Annotated in this window: 17 protein-coding genes and 1 pseudogene; 14 read left to right on the top strand and 4 right to left on the bottom strand. The window is 67.2% G+C overall.

From position 1 onward, the window contains the following. Window positions 1-43: 43 nt before the first annotated feature. The 3 genes from FQS62_RS17070 to FQS62_RS17060 are packed head-to-tail and all read left to right on the top strand — an operon-like array spanning window position 44 to window position 8,440. Window positions 44-6,655, top strand: coding sequence for an Hpt domain-containing protein (locus tag FQS62_RS17070; protein ID WP_208043174.1), 6,612 nt, complete (start codon window positions 44-46; stop codon window positions 6,653-6,655). Further along, window positions 6,642-7,979, top strand: coding sequence for a chemotaxis protein CheB (locus FQS62_RS17065; RefSeq protein ID WP_154349517.1), 1,338 nt, complete (start codon window positions 6,642-6,644; stop codon window positions 7,977-7,979). The genes FQS62_RS17070 and FQS62_RS17065 overlap by 14 nt, the downstream gene beginning before the upstream one ends. Beyond that, window positions 7,976-8,440: a chemotaxis protein CheW gene (locus tag FQS62_RS17060; RefSeq protein ID WP_049445432.1), complete on the top strand. Its 465-nt coding sequence runs from the start codon at window positions 7,976-7,978 to the stop codon at window positions 8,438-8,440. Before FQS62_RS17065 ends, FQS62_RS17060 begins: the two co-directional genes overlap by 4 nt. Before the next feature lie 102 nt (window positions 8,441-8,542). Here FQS62_RS17060 and FQS62_RS17055 read toward each other — a convergent pair whose 3' ends face one another. Together FQS62_RS17055 and bioA are read right to left on the bottom strand one after the other, a co-directional pair. After that, a complete protein-coding gene (locus FQS62_RS17055) occupies window positions 8,543-9,280 on the bottom strand; it encodes a 16S rRNA (uracil(1498)-N(3))-methyltransferase (RefSeq protein WP_049445429.1) in 738 nt (245 codons plus the stop codon). Continuing rightward, on the bottom strand, window positions 9,271-10,662 hold the full coding sequence (gene bioA / locus FQS62_RS17050; protein WP_219630224.1) for an adenosylmethionine--8-amino-7-oxononanoate transaminase: 1,392 nt from the start codon (window positions 10,660-10,662) through the stop codon (window positions 9,271-9,273). Before bioA ends, FQS62_RS17055 begins: the two co-directional genes overlap by 10 nt. A 77-nt stretch (window positions 10,663-10,739) precedes the next feature. Here bioA and nudE point away from each other — a divergent pair, with 77 nt between their 5' ends. The 9 genes from nudE to gcvH all read left to right on the top strand — a co-directional run bounded on the left by nudE (window position 10,740) and on the right by gcvH (window position 16,926). Continuing rightward, window positions 10,740-11,303, top strand: coding sequence for an ADP compounds hydrolase NudE (gene nudE / locus FQS62_RS17045; RefSeq protein ID WP_005418435.1), 564 nt, complete (start codon window positions 10,740-10,742; stop codon window positions 11,301-11,303). Further along, window positions 11,300-12,103, top strand: a complete 804-nt coding sequence (gene cysQ / locus FQS62_RS17040; protein WP_154349515.1) for a 3'(2'),5'-bisphosphate nucleotidase CysQ — start codon at window positions 11,300-11,302, stop codon at window positions 12,101-12,103. The genes nudE and cysQ overlap by 4 nt, the downstream gene beginning before the upstream one ends. 13 nt (window positions 12,104-12,116) lie before the next feature. Further along, complete coding sequence (mazG, locus tag FQS62_RS17035; RefSeq protein WP_088480713.1) at window positions 12,117-12,956, top strand: nucleoside triphosphate pyrophosphohydrolase; 840 nt, start codon at window positions 12,117-12,119, stop codon at window positions 12,954-12,956. Next, the gene (locus FQS62_RS17030) at window positions 12,953-13,282 is read left to right on the top strand and encodes a YnfA family protein (protein ID WP_088480712.1); all 330 of its coding nucleotides are present in this window, start codon (window positions 12,953-12,955) and stop codon (window positions 13,280-13,282) included. The genes mazG and FQS62_RS17030 overlap by 4 nt, the downstream gene beginning before the upstream one ends. Before the next feature lie 124 nt (window positions 13,283-13,406). Continuing rightward, on the top strand, window positions 13,407-13,709 hold the full coding sequence (locus FQS62_RS17025; RefSeq protein WP_049445447.1) for an Mpo1-like protein: 303 nt from the start codon (window positions 13,407-13,409) through the stop codon (window positions 13,707-13,709). A 66-nt stretch (window positions 13,710-13,775) separates the two neighbouring features. After that, window positions 13,776-14,735, top strand: coding sequence for an SPFH domain-containing protein (locus tag FQS62_RS17020; protein WP_107380104.1), 960 nt, complete (start codon window positions 13,776-13,778; stop codon window positions 14,733-14,735). 1 nt (window position 14,736) lies between these two features. Continuing rightward, window positions 14,737-15,180 (top strand): NfeD family protein, encoded by a 444-nt coding sequence (locus FQS62_RS17015; protein WP_049445415.1) that lies wholly within the window; start codon window positions 14,737-14,739, stop codon window positions 15,178-15,180. A gap of 144 nt (window positions 15,181-15,324) precedes the next feature. After that, complete coding sequence (gene gcvT / locus FQS62_RS17010) at window positions 15,325-16,437, top strand: glycine cleavage system aminomethyltransferase GcvT (protein ID WP_164159048.1); 1,113 nt, start codon at window positions 15,325-15,327, stop codon at window positions 16,435-16,437. A gap of 93 nt (window positions 16,438-16,530) precedes the next feature. After that, a complete protein-coding gene (gene gcvH, locus FQS62_RS17005; RefSeq protein ID WP_049445410.1) occupies window positions 16,531-16,926 on the top strand; it encodes a glycine cleavage system protein GcvH in 396 nt (131 codons plus the stop codon). Window positions 16,927-17,240: 314 nt separating this feature from the next. On the opposite strand, the gene FQS62_RS17000 is transcribed toward gcvH, so the two are convergent. Then, window positions 17,241-17,591 carry a hypothetical protein gene (locus FQS62_RS17000; protein WP_268922099.1) on the bottom strand — a complete coding sequence of 117 codons (351 nt, stop codon included), beginning with the start codon at window positions 17,589-17,591 and terminating at the stop codon, window positions 17,241-17,243. 111 nt (window positions 17,592-17,702) lie between these two features. Between FQS62_RS17000 and FQS62_RS16995 the strand changes: the two genes are divergently transcribed. Then, a complete protein-coding gene (locus FQS62_RS16995; RefSeq protein ID WP_226053481.1) occupies window positions 17,703-18,221 on the top strand; it encodes a hypothetical protein in 519 nt (172 codons plus the stop codon). 119 nt (window positions 18,222-18,340) lie between these two features. On the opposite strand, the pseudogene FQS62_RS16990 reads toward FQS62_RS16995, so the two are convergent. Next, window positions 18,341-19,233 (bottom strand): annotated as a pseudogene (locus tag FQS62_RS16990) (LysR family transcriptional regulator). A gap of 114 nt (window positions 19,234-19,347) precedes the next feature. Between FQS62_RS16990 and FQS62_RS16985 the strand changes: the two are divergent. Then, a complete protein-coding gene (locus FQS62_RS16985; RefSeq protein WP_049445404.1) occupies window positions 19,348-20,106 on the top strand; it encodes an SDR family NAD(P)-dependent oxidoreductase in 759 nt (252 codons plus the stop codon). Window positions 20,107-20,120: the final 14 nt, after the last annotated feature.

Genomic DNA, 20,120 nt, shown 5'->3' with positions numbered 1-20,120 from the left:
AGAACTCGCGCGGCTTCCGCGCGGCGGCGAACGGAGCGCGTCCATGAGCAGTCTGCGCGATGCGATGAGCCACGCAGCGCTGGGCTGGGTCAAGCCCGAGCTGGACGAGACCCTGCGCCAGGTGCGCAACGAGGTCGAGTACTACGCGGAAGACCCGACCGATGCCAGCCGCATGCGCATCTGCGCCGGCTACCTGCACCAGGTGCAGGGCACCCTGCGCATGGTCGAGCTGTACGCCCCGGCGATGGTGGCCGAGGAGCTTGAACAGCTGGCCAATGCCATCGGCGCCGGTGGTGTGGCAGATCGGGATGAAGCCTGCGCGACCCTGATGCGTGGCAGCGTGCTGCTGCCCGACTACCTGGAGCGCCTGCAGAACGGGCATCGCGATATTCCGATCGTGCTGATGCCGCTGCTCAACGAAATCCGTGCCGCGCGTGGCGAAGAAGGGGTGCATGACAGCGTGCTGCTGGCATTCGCACCGGACAGCGTCACCGCCACCGAGGCCGAACTGGACCATGCCCGCGGCAGCCTGAGCGGGCGCAACCGCGAACTGCTCGACACCGTCGGCAGTGCGGTGAAGGAAGAACTGCTGCGCATCAAGGATGCGCTGGACCTGCACCTGCGCACCGGCGGTGCGCCGGAGCAGCTGCAGACCCAGGCCAACGAACTCGGGGCGGTGGCCGATACGCTGGGCATGATGGGCCTGGGCGTTGCCCGCGGCGTTGTGGTGCAGCAGCGTGACGCATTGCGTGGCGTGGTCGAAGGGCGCCAGCAGATCGACGAGAACCTGCTGCTGGATATCGCCGGTGCACTGCTCTACGTGGATGCCTCGCTGGACGACCAGGTCGCCCATCTGGGCGCCGGCGGCAGTGGCGAGGACGATCCGAGCGCGGTGGAGAACCGGCGCACGGTAGAGGTGCTGGCGCATGAGGCCATCGCCAACTTCGCCGCCGCCCGCGAGCACTTCGTTGCTTTCATTGAAACCAGCTGGAACCATGCCGAGCTGCAGGACGTGCCGCGCCTGCTGGGTGATGTCTCCGGCGCGCTGCGCATGCTGGATCTGGGCACGGCGGCCGATTACCTGCGCGGTGTGCAGCAGTACATCGAAGCCGAGCTGATCGGTCGCCAGCGCGTGCCCAGTGGCCGTCAGCTGGACACCCTGGCCGACGCCATGGCCAGTCTGGAGTACTACCTCGAAGCCCTGCGCGACCGCCGTCCGGGCCGCGAGGACATTCTCGACATCACCCGCAGCAGCCTTGAAGCGCTGCGCTATTGGCCGTTGCCGGACCGCAATGCGGTGGCACCGGTTGCCGCTGCGCCGATTCCGTTTGCATCGCTGCTGGTGGATCGCGAGCCGGTCGCGCTGCAGGCCGAGTCGCTGCAGCCGGAGCGCATCGAGATTGCTGTACAGCCGGCCGCGCCCGCCGCTGGCACTGTGCCGGCGCCACTGCCGGACTTTACCTTTGATCCGCCACCGGCCACGCCTGCACCGGAGATGGTGGACAACACCCTGATGTTCGGTGCGCTGGGAACCGTTGCATCCGCACCGCTGTCGCTGCATGACGACGCAGATGCACCGCTGGTGTTCGCGGCTTCGAGCGCGCCTGCGCCCGAGGTTCCGCAATGGGATCTCGCACCGTTCCATCCGGAGGCCGATCCGGCCGCGAGTGCCGACGACGAGCGCAGCCCGACCTTTGCCAGCTTCGATCCGGTCAGTTTCGAACAGGCCGAAACCAGAGTGGAACCGGCACCGCAGTGGACGCTTTCGGAGGCAACGCCGCCGGCAGTGGCCGATGTGGCCGTGATGGATATCGAGGACAACGTCGACGCGTCGGTGCCCTTCGACACCGCGGTCTTTGCCGCGCCGGTGTTCGACCCGGTGGCTGCCGAGCACGATGCGGTTGCCGCCGGTGACGACGTGGTGTTCCACTTCGATGCCGACGCGCAGGACAACGCTGACGATGTGCTGTCGCTGCATGCGATGGAGACGCTGTCGCTGGACGGCGATGCCGCGCTGCATCCGTCGCTGGAGATCGCCGATGCCGGTGTGCCAACGATGGAGGACGCAAATCCTGTTGCCGTCGACACGGGTGCCGCTGCTGCGGATGCACCGATTGACGCGCCGGCACCCGGTGTCGACGCGCCTTCGCCTGTGGCGGATGCGCCTGCGGTGTCGGTGATCGACATCGACACCATCGCGCCGATCGATTTCAGCGAAGCCGACGCACAATTCTTCGCCGAGCTGAGCGCGGCCGCTGCGGACTTCAATCCGCAGGCAACGGCCGCGCCGACCGTGGCCGAAGTACCAGTCACGGCGGATGCCGAGGCGGGCTTCGAAGCGGGCTTCGATGATGACGCGGAGAACATCGACGAGGACATCCGTGAGGTGTTCCTGGAAGAGTTCGATGACGAACTGGCCAATCTCGGCAGCTTGCTGCCGGCATGGCGCATGCAGCCGGACAACATGGACCGGCTGCGGCCGATCCGCCGTATCTTCCACACCCTCAAGGGCAGTGGCCGCCTGGTCGGTGCCCGCACCCTGGGTGAGTTCGCGTGGAAGATCGAGGGCATGCTCAACCGCGTGCTGGACGGCAGCCGTCCGGCCTCGCCGGCTGTGCTGGCCATGGTTGACAACGCGCACGCCGCGCTGCCGCAGCTGAACGCCGCGCTGCGCCACGGCCAGCGCATCAGCGTGGACCTGCAGGCGATGCAGGCCATCGCCGACCGTGTCGGCGCCGGTGAGGAAACCTATTACGTGCCGCTGCCGGTAGCGGCCGCGCCTGTGGCACCGGTGGCCGAGGCCGAGACCGAAGGCGAGGACGAGATCAGCCGCATCCTGGCGGCCGAAGCCATCGCGTCGGTGCAGGACGAAGCCGAGCCCGAGGCCGTAGGTACTCCAGCCAACATCGACAGCGTGCTGCGCGAGATCCTCGAAGCCGAAGTGGAAGTCCACCAGGCCACCCTGCAGGACTGGCTGCGTTCGGCGCAGCAGGCACCGCAGCCGGTCAGCGACGCGCTGCTGCGCGCGGTGCATACCATGAACGGCGCCTTCGCGATGACCGAAGTGCCGGAAATCACCGCCGTCACCGGTGGCGCCGAGTCCTACATCAAGCGTGCACTCGCCGCCGACGTGGTGCCTGGCGACGAAGGCGTAGCCGCGCTGGATGCGACCGCACAGGCGATCACCGCGACCATGGAAGCACTGCAGGCCGAGCAGCCGCGGATCGCGCCGCAGGGCGCGCTGGTGCAGCGCCTGCAGGCGTTGGCCGGCGAGTTGCCGGAAGCGCGCTGGCCGATGGCCGGGCTGGAGGACGAGGACGACGATCTGGCGTTGGAGGCCGACCTGGAGTTCGATGCCGCTGTCGAGACGACGGATGCCGCCGCGTTCGAGGCAAACGAGTCCGGGATCGTGCCTGCCGAGCCGGTGCTGGAACCGATTGCAGCCGGCGCGCAGGCGCCGGAAGCCACGGACGTGATCGATGCAGGTCTGGAGGTCGGCGAACTGACCAGCGGCGATGATCTGTCGCGGTACTTCGATGCCGGATGGCCGTCGGTGCCGGGCGAGGGCGAAGCCGCCACCGTGGATATCGGATCGATTGAATCGATCCAGCCGGTTGAAAGTGAGTCGGTTGCTGCGCCGGCCGCTGAAGCCGATCTGACTGCCGCAGACGACCTGTCGCCGTACCTCGACGCCAGCGCGCTGCCGATCGATGACCGCGACGCGGACGAACTGCCTGCGTCTGCGGAAATTGACGCGATCGACCTGAATACGCTGCAGCCCTCCGATCTGGAGGAAGCCGAAGGCAACGCCTTTGACGACGCTGCTGCACTGCCACTCGACAGCGAGCTGTCGAGCCTGCAGGATGAAATGGCTGCGCCGGGTTTTGCAGAACCGGTCACGCTGGCAGCCGCGCTCGAGGCCGGCCTGCACGTGATCGACGAAGAGCAGACCCTGGACGACGACGGGCAATGGCCCGTGCTCGGCCTCCAGGCCAGCGAACTCGCGCCGGGCGAGGCGGAAGCCTTTGCCGAGGATGCGGACGTCGGCGGGGAGGCGGCGGTCGGTGAAGGAGAGAGCGCCGATCAGCCGTCCCCGGCGACGGTGGATGAGGAGGTCGCTGCCAAAGCACCGCAGGCCTCCGAAGAGCCGGTGCGCTTCTTCGAACTCGAAGAAGCACCGGGTCAGGGCACGGTCCATGACGATGCCGAACCTGTCCAGCCGGAAGTCGCAGTCGTTGCAGTCAATGCGCCGGCCCACGATGAAGCCTCCCCTCTGGAAGACAACGCGGATGGCATCGATGCGCTCGACTTCAGCGTGTATGACCGCGAGCTGGTCGACATCTTCGTCGAGGAAGGCAAGGACCTGCTCGACCACTGCGACGGTCTGATCAGCGAGCTGCGTGATGCGCCGCAGGACCGCGAGGTGCTGGCCGGCCTGCAGCGTGACCTGCATACCCTGAAGGGTGGTGCACGCATGGCCGGCATCAACGCCATCGGCGATCTCGGCCACAGCATCGAATCGCTGCTGGAAGCCGTCGCCGCCGGCCGCACCGAGATCGAGCGCCGCGATGTGCAGCTGCTGGAGCGTGGCTTCGATCGCCTGCACCAGCTGCTGACCCGCACCGGTGATCATCGCGTGGTGGAGCCGGCGCAGGACCTGGTCGACGCGTTCGAAGTGCGTACCACCACCGATATCGCTGCGGCAGCGGCAGCCAATGTGGCGAGCGTCGCAGAAACCGTCGCGGCAGCGGTCGCCAGCCCGGCTCCGGCACTGATCGATGCGCCGTTGTCGGCACCGCTGCCGGCAGAAGGCGCGGTCGATGAAGATCCGCTGGCGCGTCCGCAGCAGGAGCAGGTGCGCGTGCGCGCCGACCTGCTCGACCGCCTGGTCAACCATGCCGGTGAAGTGGCGATCTACCGCTCGCGGCTTGAACAGCAGCTCGGTGCCTTCCGTGGCGCCATGGGCGAACTGGAGCGCACCAATGCGCGTCTGCGTGACCAGCTGCGCCGCCTCGACCTGGAAACCGAGGCACAGATCGTCGCGCGCTACCAGCGCGAACAGGACCAGGCCGACCAGAAGTTCGATCCACTGGAACTGGACCGCTTCTCGACCCTGCAGCAGCTCAGCCGTGCGCTGAACGAATCGGCGGCCGACCTGGGTGGCCTGCAGGGCGTGCTCGACGATCTTTCGCGCCAGTACGATTCGCTGCTGCAGCAGCAGTCGCGGGTCAGTTCGGAACTGCAGGATGGGCTGATGCGCGCGCGCATGGTGCCGTTCGATGGCCTGGTGCCGCGCCTGCGTCGCGTGGTCCGCCAGTCGGGCATGGATACCGGCAAGCAGGTCCACCTCACCCTGGAAGGTACCCACGGCGAACTGGACCGCAACGTCCTCGACCGCATGGTCGCGCCGCTGGAACACATGCTGCGCAACTCCGTGGCCCATGGCCTGGAGGCGCCGGAACAGCGTCGTGCCGCCGGCAAGCCTGAGGAAGGCGAGATTGCCATCCGCCTGCACCGCGAGGGCTCGGAAATCGTGCTGGAAGTGGCCGATGACGGTGCCGGTCTGGACCGCGAGGCGATCCGTCGCCGTGCCATCGACCGTGGCCTGCTGGCTGCCGATGCGCAGCCGAGCGAGCAGGAGCTGGACAACCTGATCTTCGCCTCAGGCTTCACCACCGCCGACCAGGTCAGCCAGCTGGCAGGCCGTGGCGTGGGCATGGACGTGGTGCGCAACGAAGTGCGCCAGCTGGGTGGTTCGGTCGACATCCAGTCGGTGCGTGGCCAGGGCGTGCGCTTCACCCTGCGCCTGCCGCAGACGCTGGCGGTCACCCAGGCAGTGTTCGTGCAGATCGGCGAGACCACCTTTGCGGTGCCGGTCGCCTCGGTCAGTGGTATCGGCCGCCTGTCGCGCGAGCGCTTCGAAGCCGCCGACAGCAGCTACCGCTACAGCGGCGAGGACTATCCGCTGTACGACCTCGGCAGCCTGGTCGGGCAGGCCCCGGCCCGTGCCGATGGCCAGGATCAGGTGCCGCTGCTGCTGGTCCGCGCCGGTGACCTGCGGGCCGCCGTGGCGATCGACCAGGTGCTGGGCAACCGCGAAATCGTGGTCAAGCCGGTCGGCCTGCAGATCGCGTCGGTGCCGGGCATCTACGGTGCAACCATCACCGGCGATGGCCGCGTGGTGGTGATCCTGGACGTGGCGCCGCTGGTGCGCCGCTTCCTCGCCAACCCGACGCTGCCGGTACTGGCCAACGCACCGCGCCAGGAGCGCCAGGTGCCGCTGGTGATGGTGGTCGACGACTCGCTCACCATGCGCAAGGTCACCGGCCGCATCCTCGAGCGCCACAACTTCGAGGTCAGCGTCGCCCGCGATGGCGTGGAAGCGCTGGAACGCCTGGAAGAGCGCGTGCCGGACCTGATGCTGCTGGATATCGAGATGCCGCGCATGGATGGCTACGAGCTGGCCACTGCGATGCGTGCCGACCCGCGGTACAAGGATGTGCCGATCGTGATGATCACCTCGCGCAGCGGCGACAAGCACCGCCAGCGCGCCTTCGAGATTGGTGTCCAGCGCTACCTGGGCAAGCCGTACCAGGAACTGGACCTGATGCGTAACGTGTACGACCTGCTGGGGATCGCCCGTGTCCGTGAGTGAAACCCAAATGGCGCCGGCCGTTGCCCTGCTGGCCCGCCCCGGCGCGGCGCGTGAGCGCCTGCGCGAGGCGCTGTCGCATGCGGATGTGCAGCTGGTGCTGGAAGACGACCCGAACAGCCTGGAGCCGCAGCTGCTGCAGGAGGCGCGCCCGCAGATCGTGGTGATCGCCCTGGAGGCGGCCATCGAGGATGCACTTGAGCGCCTGGAAAGCGTACTGTCCGCACCGGGCCTGACCCTGGTGTTCGACGAGGCTGAACTGGCCGCGCGCCGTGATGGTTGGGAGGCACAGCGCTGGGGCCGCCACCTGGCTGCCAAGCTGCACGGACACCAGCAGGTGTTGCCGCCGGGTGCCGAGGATGAACCCAGCCTGCAGCTGGAGCCTGGCCATCCGGCACCGGCACCGGCGCCACAGGAAGAAGCGCTGCAGCCGCACCTGAACCAGGCGTTGAGCTGGGCCGACGAGGTCCCCGCTGACAGCCTGTACTCGCCGCCTGCGCATCTGCACGAACCGATTGCACTGGAACAGGCACTGGCGGCGTTGCAGCCGGTCGTGCCCGAGCCACTGGATCTGCCTTCTCCGCCGCAAGCGCTGGCCGAACCGGCGGCGCCTTCGGCACCGCCGATCTCCTTCGATCACACCGCCTGGTCGCTGGTCGAGGAATCGATCGAAGCGCCGGTACCGGCAGAAGTGGCAGCACCGGTCGCCGCGCCGCAGCCCTCCTTCGATACCGATCATTTGAGCCTGGTCGATCTGGATGCTGCTGCTCCGGTGGGCGCGCGCGCCGGATCGCTGCTGGTGCTGGCCGGTATCGGTGGCCCGGATGCGCTGCGCCGCCTGCTCGGCGCGCTGCCGTCTTCGTTGAGCGTGCCGGTGCTGGTGCACATGCGCCTGGACGGCGGTCGCTACGGCAACCTGGTCAAGCAGATGGCACGTGTCTCACCATTGCCGGTCCAGCTGGCCGAGGCCGGTCAGCGCGCCATCCCGGGCGAGGTGCACGTGCTGGCCGATGATATCGGCGTACGTACGGCGCCTGACGGCCTGCATTTCCTCAGCGACGCCAACGGCATCGCCATCGCCGGGCTGCCGGCGGAACATACCGCGCTGGTGCTCCTCAGCGGTGCCGATCTGGCCCATGTCGGACCGGCGCTGGACCTGGCGGCCGCCGGTGCCTGGGTGGCCGGGCAGGTGGGTGAGGGCTGCTATGACCCGGCGGCGGCGACCGCCGTGGTTGCGGCCGGCATGGTGGCTGGAGAACCGCAGGAACTGGCGCAGGCCATCGCCGCGCGCTGGGGTGAGCAGGACGATAACGGAGAGGCACCATGAGCTATGCCAGCAATGATGAAATCCGCGGCGTCCTGATCCAGGCCGGCAACGAGCGTGTACTGCTGCCCAATGCCACGGTGGCCGAAATGATGTCGCGCGTGCCGGTGCAGCCGGTCTCCGACGCCCCGCGCTGGCTGGTTGGCGAAATCGGCTGGCATGGCTGGCAGGTGCCGCTGGTGTCGTTCGCACGCCTTTCGGGGCTGGGCGAAGAGCCGGTGGCTGGCCACAACAAGGTGGTGGTGCTGAAGGCCCTGAGCGGCAACGCGCAGCGCCCCTACTATGCGCTGTTGACGCAGAATTTCCCGCAGCTGATCTCGGTGCCGCGCGACGGCTTGCTGGCCGACGCCTCCGAAGAAACCCTGCCGCAGATCGTGCACATGCGCGTGCTGCTGGGTGAGCAGAGCGCGTTGCTGCCCAACCTGGATGCGCTGGAAGCCGCCCTGGATTCGCTGGCGGCCTGAGCGGCAATCCGCCGGTCGGGTTCGCGGTAGTGCCGGCCGCTGGCCGGCAACTTCATGATCGGGTGGATGCCGGCCAGCGGCCGGCACTACCACGAATCAGCCTTATCCCAGATCGCCCAACCGCGCCTGCAGTGCCGCGATCGCGGCCAGCCCGGCGGTCTCGGTACGCAGGATGCGCGGGCCCAGCTGCAGGCCCTGGAAGCCTGCAGCCGCCAGCTGATCCCGGTCGCGCGGCGACCACCCCCCTTCCGGACCGATTGCAATCACGATACCCGCGGCGGGTGCAGCGTCCAGCGTCGACAGCCGATGCGCGCCCTGCGGGTCCAGCGTCAACCGCAGCGTATCCACCGGTAGTGCTGCCGTCGCCTGCGCCAGCGACAGAGGCGAACCCACCTGCGGAATGCGCGCGCGCCCGGACTGGCCACAGGCCGAGGTCACAACATTGTTCCAGTGCGCCACGCGCTTCTCCGCGCGAGCTGCATCGAGCTTCACCTCGGTGCGCTCGGCGTTGACCGGAATGATCGCTGCCACGCCCAGTTCGGTGGCCTTCTGCAGGATCAGGTCCATCTTCTCGCCGCGGGCGATGCCCTGCAGCAGGGTGATCGCCAGCGGCGATTCATTGGCGATGGCCTGCACGGCGTCGATGCGGACCTGCACTTCGCGTTTGCCGGCCACCGTCAGCGTCGCGCTGTAGTCGTTACCGTCGCCGTTGAACAGCACGCAGGTATCGCCCTCGCGCAGGCGCATCACCCGTACCAGGTGGTTGGCCGTCTCTTCCGGCAGGGTCACGGTCTGGCCGCTGTGCAGCGCCAGGTCGATGGGGCAGCGGGTCACGCGCATGCAATCGCCTCGTCAATCGCTGCCAGCGTGGTATGTGCCAGCAGCTCCAGTTGTTCGTCATCCACGCAGTAGGGTGGCATCCAGTACAGCACGTCGCCCAGCGGACGCAGCACCACGCCACGTTTCAGCGCGGCCTTGTAGGCGTGCAGGCCCAGCCGCAGTGCCGGGTCGAACGGCGTGCGCTTGTTGCCATCGCGCGACAGCTCGAACGCCACCACCATGCCGGCCTGGCGCACGTCTGACACGTGCGGATGGTCGTTGAACGGTGCCGCCAGCGTACCCATCACCGAAGCGATGCCGCGGTTGCGGGCGATCACATCGTCGTCGCGGAAGATGTCCAGCGTCGCCAGCGCGGCCGCGCAGGCCAGCGGGTTGCCGGTGTAGCTGTGCGAGTGCAGGAACGCGCGCTCGCGCGAGTCATCGAGGAAGGCGTCGTACAGCGCCTGCGTCGCCAGGACGGCTGCCAGTGGCAGGAAGCCGCCGGTCAGGCCTTTCGAGAGGCACATCAGGTCCGGCATCACCCCGGCCTGTTCGCAGGCGAACAGGGTGCCAGTGCGGCCGAAACCGGTGGCGATCTCGTCGGCGATCATGAATGCACCGTGCGCATCGCACAGTTCGCGCACCCGCTGTAGGTACACCGGGTCATGCATGCGCATGCCGCCCGCGCACTGCAGGCGTGGCTCCAGGATCACCGCACAGATCTCGCCCGGATGCTGGTCGAACAGCGTGGCCAGGCCATCGGCGGCCTGGCGCGCGCGATCCGCTGCACTCTGGCCGGGTTCGGCCAGGTAAGCGTCGGGCGAGGGCGCGAACAGCCCTTCGGCCAGCAGCGGTGCGTAGACACGGCGATACAACGGGATGTCACCCAGCGCCAGCGCGCCCAGGGTCTCGCCGTGGTAGCCGTTCTCCAGTGCGATGAAGCGCGTGCGCCGCGGCTCCCCACGGTTCTGGAAATACTGGAAGGCCATCTTCAGCGCCACTTCCACGCCGGCCGAACCGTTGTCGGCATAGAACACCTTGGCCAGCGGTTCGCGGCCAGGCTGGCGCGGGGCCAGTGCCAGCAGGCGTTCAGCCAGGGTGATGGCCGGCTCATGGCCGAACCCGGCCAGCATCACCTGTTCCAGCTGCGTGGCCTGGGTGGCGATGGCCCCCCCGATGCGCGGTTCGGCATGGCCGAACAGGTTGGTCCACCAACTGCTGACCGCATCCAGGTAGCGGTTGCCATCGTGGTCGATCAGCCATGCACCTTCGCCACGGGCGATCGGCACCAGGGGCAGGGTGTGCGGGTGTTCGCGCATCTGCGTGCACGGGTGCCACAGCACCTGCAGGTCGCGTTGCCGCCAGTGCTGGGCCAGCGGAGAGGGGGTTGGGTCTGCTAGCATTTCGGGCTCATGAACATGTTGCTGCCTGCACATTCTATCGGCCCCGGCGCAGGCGCCGGCCGCCGCGGAGATTCCGCATGAACGATGACCGTGCCGGCCGTCGCTTGCCGATCATCCATCGGATCACCGATGAGGAGAACGGCCCCTTCCAGCGCCAGCACCTGGACCTGGAGTTCTCCAACGGCGAGCGCCGCCGCTTCGAGCGTCTGGTCAGCCGGGGCCATGGTGCAGTGGTGGTGGTGCCGATGCTCGACGACGAGACGGTGCTGCTGGTACGTGAATACGCAGCCGGCATGCACCGCTACGAGTTGGGGCTGGTCAAGGGCCGGATCGATGCCGGCGAGACTCCCGAGCAGGCCGCCGATCGCGAACTGAAGGAGGAGGCCGGTTACGGCGCGCGCCGGGTCGATGTGCTGCGCGCGATGACCCTGGCCCCGACCTACATGAGCCACCAGTCCTGGCTGGTGGTGGCGCGGGACCTGTACCCGGAAAAGCTGGCCGGCGACGAGCCGGAAGAACTGGAAGTGGTGCCGTGGAAGCTGGCCGAGCTGGATCAGCTGATGCTGCGCGAAGACTTCTCAGAGGGACGGTCGCTGGCGGCGCTGTTCATCGCCCGCCAGTGGCTGCAGGGAACGCGATGATCAAACTGACCACGGACCTGCGCGAGACCGCAATCGCCATCGCCCAGCAAGCCGGACAGGCCATCATGCAGGTCTATTCCGATGGCTTCGACGTGCAGATCAAGGATGACGACAGCCCGCTCACCAGTGCCGACCTGGCGGCCAACCACGTCATCGAGCAGGGCCTGCAGCAGCTGACCCCGGATCTGCCGATCCTGTCCGAGGAGTCGGCCCCGGTCACGTGGGAGCAGCGCCGCCATTGGGGCGCGTACTGGCTCGTCGACCCGCTCGACGGTACCCGCGAGTTCATCAAGCGCAATGGCGAGTTCAGCGTCAACATTGCGCTGATCTACCAGGGGGCGCCGGCCTTCGGCGTGGTGCTGGCGCCGGTGACCGGCATCGTCTGGCATGCCATGCGTGGCGAGCTGGCCTATCGCCGGCAGGGCCTGCATGACACCGTGCTGCGTACGCGCACACCGGCCACCGCGCCGCTGCGCGTTGCCGCCAGTCGCTCGCACCGCTCACCGGAAACCGAAGCGCTGCTGGCGAGGATGGGGCGCATCGAGACCATCGCGCAGGGCTCGTCGCTGAAATTCTGCCGGATCGCTGAAGGTGGCCTGGATGTCTACCCACGACTGGGCCCGACCTCCGAATGGGATACCGCCGCCGGCCAGTGCGTACTGCACGCCGCCGGCGGAGCGGTGCTGTCGGCGGCGACCGGCAAGCCGTTCCGCTACAACCGCCGTGAGACCCTGTTGAACGGCGATTTCATTGCCCTTGGTGATACCAGCCTGCCGTGGCGCGACTGGTTGTCCGATTGACCCTGGAGGCCGCATGAGCGCGCACGATACCCCCACCACCGGCAGTGCAGCCAGCAACGAACTGGAGCGCCTGCTGGCGATCATGGCGCGCCTGCGCGATCCGCAGGGCGGCTGCCCTTGGGACCTGGAACAGAACTTCGCGACCATCGCGCCGTACACCATCGAGGAAGCCTACGAGGTGGCCGATGCGATCGACCGCGGCGACCTGGATGATCTCTGCGACGAACTGGGGGACCTGCTGCTGCAGGTGGTGTTCCATGCACGCATGGCCGAGGAGCAGGGCGCCTTCGCCTTCGCCGAGGTCGCACGCGCGATCAGCGACAAGATGCAGCGCCGTCACCCGCACGTGTTCGCCGATGTCAGCGTCGACGATGCCGATGGGGTGACGCGCAACTGGGACGCGATCAAGCGTGCCGAGCGTGCCGCCAAGGGCGAGCAGGATACCTCCGCACTGGCCGGCATCTCGCGAGGCCTGCCGGAATGGCAGCGTGCTGTGAAGCTGCAGTCGCGCGCGGCCAAGGTCGGCTTCGACTGGCCGGGCCCGCTACCGGTGCTCGACAAGGCCGCCGAGGAGCTGCAGGAACTGCGCGAGGAATTCGAGCGCGACGACACCGCCGCCAACAAGGGGCGCCTGCAGGAAGAACTGGGCGATCTGCTGTTCGTCTGCGCCAACCTGGCGCGCCATGCCGACATCGACCTGGGCGCGGCACTGCGCGGGGCCAACCACAAGTTCGAACGTCGCTTCCGTGCGATGGAAGCGCAGGCCGAAGCGCAGGGCAGCGCGTTGGCGACACTGGACCTGGATGCGCAGGAAGCGCTGTGGCAGCACGCCAAGGCGGCGGAGAAAGCGTGAAGACGCTCGGCCTGTTCCTGCTGACCGCGCTGGCCGAGATCGTCGGCTGCTATCTGCCCTGGTTGTGGCTGCGCAAAGGCGGGAGCATCTGGCTGCTGCTGCCGGCGGCGGCCAGCCTGGCCCTGTTCGCCTGGCTGTTGACCCTGCATCCGACCGCCAGTGGCCGGGTCTATGCCGCCTACGGTGGCGTCTACATCGGCACCGCGCTGTTCTGGCTGTGGCTGGTCGATGGCATCCGTCCCAGCCGCTGGGACCTGCTCGGTGCCGCGCTGTGCCTGGCCGGCATGGCGGTGATCATGTTCGGCCCGCGCACCTCATCGGTGTAGCGTCGAGCCAGGCTCGGCCGCTCTCCCTCCGACCGCGCTGGCGCGCGCAAGCCGAGCATGGCTCGGCTCTACAAGGTCAGCGATGGTGCATGATGGGGGCGCCCCTGGTTCCCGGAGCATGCGCATGTCCCGCTTCGCCAGCTTCCGCGAGTTCTATCCGTTCTATCTCAGCGAGCACCGCCACCCTGTATCGCGCCGGCTGCACTTCATCGGCAGCTGCGGCGTGCTGCTGCTGATCGTGGCAGCCCTCCTGCGCGGGCAGCCGATGCTGCTGCTGGCGGCGCTGCTGTGCGGCTACGCTTTCGCTTGGGTCGGCCATTTCTTCTTCGAGAAGAACCGTCCGGCGACCTTCCGGCATCCGCTGTATTCATTCATGGGCGACTGGGTGATGTTCGCCGATATCCTGCGCCGGCGGGTGCCCTGGTAGCTCCGCTGTGCCCACCGCCCTCACGCGCTATGCTGGGGCCTGGGCGACATAGATAAGGAAAGCGCGATGTTCCCGACCATGTTCTTTACCGTGGTACTGGCCTTCGTGGCCGTGGTGATCCTGTTCAAGGCGGTGCGGATGGTCCCGCAGGGGTATGAATGGACCGTTGAGCGCTTCGGCCGCTACACCCACACCATGACACCGGGCCTGCACTTCCTGATCCCGATCGTCTACGGCGTCGGGCGCAAGGTGAACATGATGGAGCAGGTGCTGGACGTACCCAGCCAGGAAGTGATCACCAAGGACAATGCCGCCGTGCGTGTGGATGGCGTGGTCTTCTTCCAGGTCCTGGATGCGGCCAAGGCCGCCTATGAGGTGGCCAACCTGGAAGTGGCGATGATTGCCCTGGTGCAAACCAACATCCGTACCGTGATCGGCTCGATGGACCTGGACGAGTCGTTGAGCCAGCGCGAGGTGATCAACGCCCAGCTGCTGAGCGTGGTCGACCATGCCACCAATCCCTGGGGCGTGAAGGTCAACCGCATCGAGATCCGCGACATCCAGCCGCCGCGCGATCTGCTGGATGCGATGGCGCGGCAGATGAAGGCCGAGCGCGAAAAGCGCGCGCAGATCCTCGAAGCGGAAGGTTCACGGCAGTCGGAGATCCTGCGCGCCGATGGCGAAAAGCAGGCTACCGTGCTGGAGGCTGAAGGCCGTCGCGAAGCCGCGTTCCGCGATGCCGAGGCGCGCGAACGCCTGGCCGAGGCCGAAGCGATGGCGACCAAGGTGGTGTCGGCGGCGATTGCCGAGGGCGACGTGCAGGCGATCAACTACTTTGTCGCGCAGAAGTACGTGGAAGCGTTCAAGGAACTGGCCAGTTCGCCGAACCAGAAGCTGGTGCTGATGCCGATGGAGGCCAGTGGCGTGATCGGTTCGATCGCGGGCGTGGCCGAACTGGCGAAGCAGGCGCTGGCCAGCCAGGACAACAAGCCCGCCGGCAAGCGGCCGCCGCCGCTCGGAGGCTGACATGCGCTGGGAAGTCGTCGGTTGGGGTGCGTTGGCGCTGCTGCTGTTCGCGGCAGAGGCGTTGGCACCTGGCGCGTTCATGCTGTGGATCGGCATCGGCGCAGCGGCCGTGTTCGTATTGGTTGCGGTGTTCAGCGGCATTCCGTTGCTGTGGCAGGTCGTTGCCTTCGTCGTGCTGAGCGTGGTCTCGATCCAGTGCTACCGGCGCTGGGGCAAGGCAAGGGCGCGGCCCAGCGATGCACCGTTGCTCAACCGCCGCGCCGAACAGCTGGTCGGTCGGGTGGTGCCCTTGCAACAGGGCATCATCGGCGGGCAGGGCCGGGTCAGCATCGATGATGCGTACTGGCAGGTCAGTGGTCCGGAACTGCAGGCCGGCAGCCTGGTGCGGGTGGTGGCGGTGCAGGGCAGCACGCTACGGGTCGAGGCTGCAGACCGCCCCCTGTAGAGCCGAGCCCACGCTCGGCGCCCACACGAAGAGCCGCCGAGCATGGGCTCGGCTCTACAGCTCCGGCGCTGCGCTGCGGCACGCCTGCGGGCGACCGATCTGGGATAATGGGGATTCTTGTTTCCTCTGCTGCCGGACCCGGTCATGACCCAGAAGACGCTGCTCAACGATACCCACCGCGCCCTTGGCGCCAAGATGGTCGATTTCGGGGGTTGGGACATGCCCATCCACTACGGCTCGCAGCTCGACGAGCACCACCTGGTGCGTCGCGAGTCCGGTGTGTTCGACGTCAGCCACATGACCGTGGTCGACCTGCGCGGTGACCAGGTCAAGCCGTTCCTGCGCCGCCTGCTGGCCAACTCGGTCGACAAGCTGAGGGTGACCGGCAAGGCGCTGTACTCGTGCATGCTGAATCCGCGCGGCGGCGTCATCGACGACCTGATCGTCTATTACCTGGGCGACGACTTCTTCCGCATGGTGGTCAATGCCTCCACCCGCGAAAAGGATCTGGCCTGGCTGCGCGAGCAGGCCGCACCGTTCGGCGTTTCCGTCGAGCAGCGCCCGGACCTGGCCATCCTCGCCGTGCAGGGTCCGCAGGCGCGCGACATCGTCATCGGTCTGGTCCGCGAAAGCGACCGCGCAGCGCTGGCCAAGCTGGGCCGCTTCGCCGCCCTGCAGGTGCAGTCGGATGACGGCGTCGAGCTGTTTGTCGCCCGCACCGGCTACACCGGTGAGGACGGTTTCGAGATCCTGCTGCCGCAGGACGCCGTGGTCGCGTTCTGGAACCGCCTGCTGGCGGCGGGCGTGAAGCCGGCCGGTCTTGGCGCGCGCGACACCCTGCGCCTGGAAGCCGGCATGAACCTGTATGGCCAGGACATGGACGAAGAGATCAGTCCATATGAAGCGGCGCTGGCCTGGACCGTTTCGCTGGACGAAGGCCGAGACTTCATCGGCCGCGACGTGCTGGAAGCGCAGAAGGCTGCCGGTACCGCGCGGCAGATGATCGGGCTGGTGATGGACGAGAAGGGCGTGCTGCGCCACGGCCAGGCGGTGACCACCGCCGGCGGCCAGGGCGAGATCCTGTCCGGCACCTTCTCGCCGACCCTGGCCAAGGGCATCGCCTTCGCCCGCGTACCGGCCGGTGAGCTCGGCGAAGTCACCGTCGACATCCGCGGCCGGCAGGTGCCGGTGCGCGTGGTCAAGTTCCCGTTCGTGCGCGAAGGCCAGGCCCAGCCCGGTGTGCTCGCCGACGCCTGATCCGAACATGCCGGTCGTCACTGACAGCAGTGGCGGCCGGTTGGTTACACTAGCCCCGTTTTTTCCACCCCTGCATATCTCTGGAGCAGTCCCATGAGCGAGATCCCCGGCGACCTCAAGTTCCTCAAGTCCCATGAGTGGGCCCGTGTCGAAGGCAATGGCCGTGTCACCGTCGGTATTTCCGACCACGCCCAGGGCCTGCTGGGTGACCTGGTCTACGTCGAACTGCCGGAAGTCGGTGCCGACGCCAAGGCCGGTGAACAGATCGCCGTTGTCGAGTCGGTGAAGGCCGCCTCGGACGTCTACAGCCCGATCAGCGGCAAGGTGGTCGAGGTCAACTCGGCCCTGTCCGACAAGCCGGAAACCATCAACGAAGATGCCTACGGCGAAGGCTGGATGTTCGTGGTCGAACTGACCAACGCCGAAGAGGTCAACGAGCTGCTGGACCCGGACGCGTACGCCGAAGTCCTGGAAAACGACGACCACTGAGTCGTCACTTCCGGTCTCTGGAACGGCCACCTTCGGGTGGCCGTTTTTGTTTTGGCGGCCGCGTCGGACTCATGACGCGGGGTTCGCTGCGCACCCTCGGCGTGGCATCAGTCGACAGACGAACGGTGCCGACGGGCGTGCGCAGTTTTGCGCAAATCCGCGTTTCCACCCCGCGCCGACGCACTCGGATGTGAAAACTTTTCGCCTCCCGTTGCGGTGCCGTTGTGCTGGCGTTGGCGGCGGTGCCGGTGACCAGCGACGATGCGCTCGCGCTGTTGCGCCTCACCCGCGCCTATCTGCGCGGAGTGCTTATTTCAAGTGTTTTTTTGATCATCGCCTGCATCGACATCGATGCAGGCAACGCGCATGCGCGCCGCTTCCGCCGTCGTTGCAGGCCGTGCAGGGTGGTGGCGCAGGCGGCGTCCGGAAAGGTGCGGATGTGAAAATTTTTCGCGGGGGTTGTTGACAGTAAAAAAAACCGTGATTAGGTTTCGCCTCAGCAGACCTTGCCTGCCAAACCGAGTGCGCAGAATCAATCGTCCGATGCGAAGCAGCCCCTTCAAGACCACCGCGACCCAGATGACGGTGGACATGGCCCCGCTTCCCCCGGAGAAATGCAAGGCACCTCCCGTTCCGATGCCCGTTCCGCCGATCGAGGCGGGCATCGCCGCATCCGTAACGGCGCGCCTGACGCGCCGGCGGTCCCCGCACGCAGCATCAGCGGGTTTGATCCACCTGGGCGTTTCAACTCCCTATCACTGACGAGGAGCCATCCCATGGCAACCAAGAAAGCTGCGAAGAAGAAGCCCGCCGCCAAGAAAGCGGTGAAGAAGGTCGCGAAGAAGGCCGCTGCCAAGAAGGCAGTGAAGAAGGTCGCGAAGAAGGCGACCGCCAAGAAGGCAGTGAAGAAGGCTGCGAAGAAGGTCGCCAAGAAGGCCACTGCGAAGAAGGCAGTGAAGAAGGCGGCGAAGAAGGTAGCCAAGAAGTCCACTGCCACGAAGGCCGTCAAGAAGACCGCGAAGAAGGCCGTCAAGAAGGTAGCCAAGAAGGCCACCAAGAAGACTGCCAAGAAGGCAACGGCCCGCAAGCCGGCCAAGAAGGTCGCGAAGAAGGCCACTGCCAAGAAGGCCGTCAAGAAGACCGCCAAGAAGGCAGTAAAGAAGACCGCGAAGAAGGCCACCAAGAAGGCTGCCCCGAAGAAGGCAGCGAAGAAGGTTGCCAAGCGCAAGCCGGCCGCCCGCAAGAAGAAGGCCGCTCCGGTCGCTCTGCCGGCAACCCCGGCGCCGCTGATCTAAGTACTTCCCGATAGCCGCATCCTGAAACCCCCTTCCCCGGCTGCCCAGCGGGGAGGGGGTTTTTTTATGGGCCGTTTGTAGCGTCGAGCCATGATCGACTGTTCTTCTGAGCGTCGAGGCTAGCGGTGCGCCGCCGGTGGAAAGCGCTCCACCAGGAAGTCCAGGAAGCTGCGCAGTCGCGTCGAGTGGTAGCGATCATGGGCGTAGACCACGTGCATCGGCCGACCGGTCTGGCCCTGCTCCGGGAACAGCTGTACCAGCGCCCGGCGTCGACGTCGGCAGCCAGCAGCAGTGCCGACTGCAGCACGATGCCCAGCCCATGCAGCGCCGCCGTACGCAGCGCTTCGCCGTTGTTGATCTGCAGCCTGCCGTCGGGCGCACGGTCGAGTTCGCCAGTGTCGGCCTGCAGCCACTGCGCGAGTGCCGTCGGTTCGAAGGACAGGCACTGGTGCCGGGCAAGTGCCTGCGGATCGGTGGGCGTGCCATGCCGGGCGAGGTACGCGGGCGAGGCACACATCATCAACCGGTACGGCGTCAGTGCGCGCGCGACCAGTGTGCTGCTGTCGGCCAGCGTACCGATGCGCAGTGCCGCTTCGAATCCTTCTTCGACGAGGTCGACGACGCGGTCGCTCAGCGTCGCTTCGACACGCACGCCAGGATAGCGCGCCATATAGTCGGCCAGCGCAGGCACCAGCGCATGCGTGCCGAAGATCACCGGTGCGCTGATGCGCAGCGTGCCTGCCGGTGCCAGCTGCTGGTGCTGGGCCTGTGCATCGGTTTCATCCACCAGCCGCAGGATCTCCCTGCAGCGGGCGTAGTAGTCCTCGCCGAAGGGCGTCATGTGCTGGCGCCGCGTGGTGCGGCTCAGCAGCTGCATGCCCAGGCGAGCTTCCAGTGCACGCAGGTGCTTGCCGGCCATCGTCGGCGAGATAGCCATCGCCGCTGCCGCAGCGCTGAGGCTGCCCTTGTCCACGATCAGCACGTAGACCTGCATGCTCTCCAGCAGGTTCATCTGACACCCCGGGTGTTGAATGCTGAAACCTGCGCGGAGTTTATCAATCAGCGGTGATCGAACAGCATGCATTGCACGGGCCGGATGTACCGGCCATGCTCACAGGAGATCACCATGGATTTGAACCTCGAAGGGCGCACCGCCTTGGTCACTGGCGCAGGCAGTGGCATCGGTGCCGGTGTTGCCCGGCTGCTGGCGGCCCAAGGCGTACGCATTGCGATCAGCGCACGACGTGCGGAACCGCTGCAGGCGCTGGCTGAAGGGATTGAGGCCACGGGTGCGCCGGCACCGATCATCCTGCTCGGCGACGTCACCGATGCGGAGGATGTACGCCGCATCGCGGATGCAGCCTTGGCGGCGCTGCAGCGCGTCGACATCCTGGTCAACGCGGCGGGGGGATCGCGCCCAACCCCGATGGATGCCGGTGACGATGTCTGGGAGGAGGCGGTCGCGCTGAACTTCTCTGCAGCCCGGCGCCTGACCCAGGCGCTGCTGCCGGCGATGCAGGCGCAGGGCTGGGGACGGGTGATCAACTTCAGCGGTTCGATGGAGCCGCGCGCAGTGAACGCGGCTACCGCCGCGAAGGCGGCGCTGCACCTGTGGGGCAAGGGGCTGGCCTCCGAAGTGGCCGGGCAGGGCATCACGGTGAATGCAATTGCGCCGGGACGGATCAACAGCGCACAGATCCTCGGCCGCCTGCATCCCACCGAGGAGAGCCGACGCGAGTTCATTGCCCGCAACATTCCGATCGGGCGTTTTGGTGATCCGGAGGAGGTGGCGCCGCTGGTGGCCTTTCTGGCCTCGCCCTTGGCCGGCTACATCACCGGCGCGGTGATTCCGGTGGACGGCGGTATGCACTACTTCGCGCACTAGCCCTCCGTTTGTAG

The organism is Stenotrophomonas sp. SBJS02 (assembly GCF_020428325.2).
Classification (GTDB): Bacteria; Pseudomonadota; Gammaproteobacteria; order Xanthomonadales; family Xanthomonadaceae; genus Stenotrophomonas; species Stenotrophomonas africana.
Note: the sequence above shows the minus strand (reverse complement) of the source record. Positions and strands in the feature narration are given on the sequence as shown.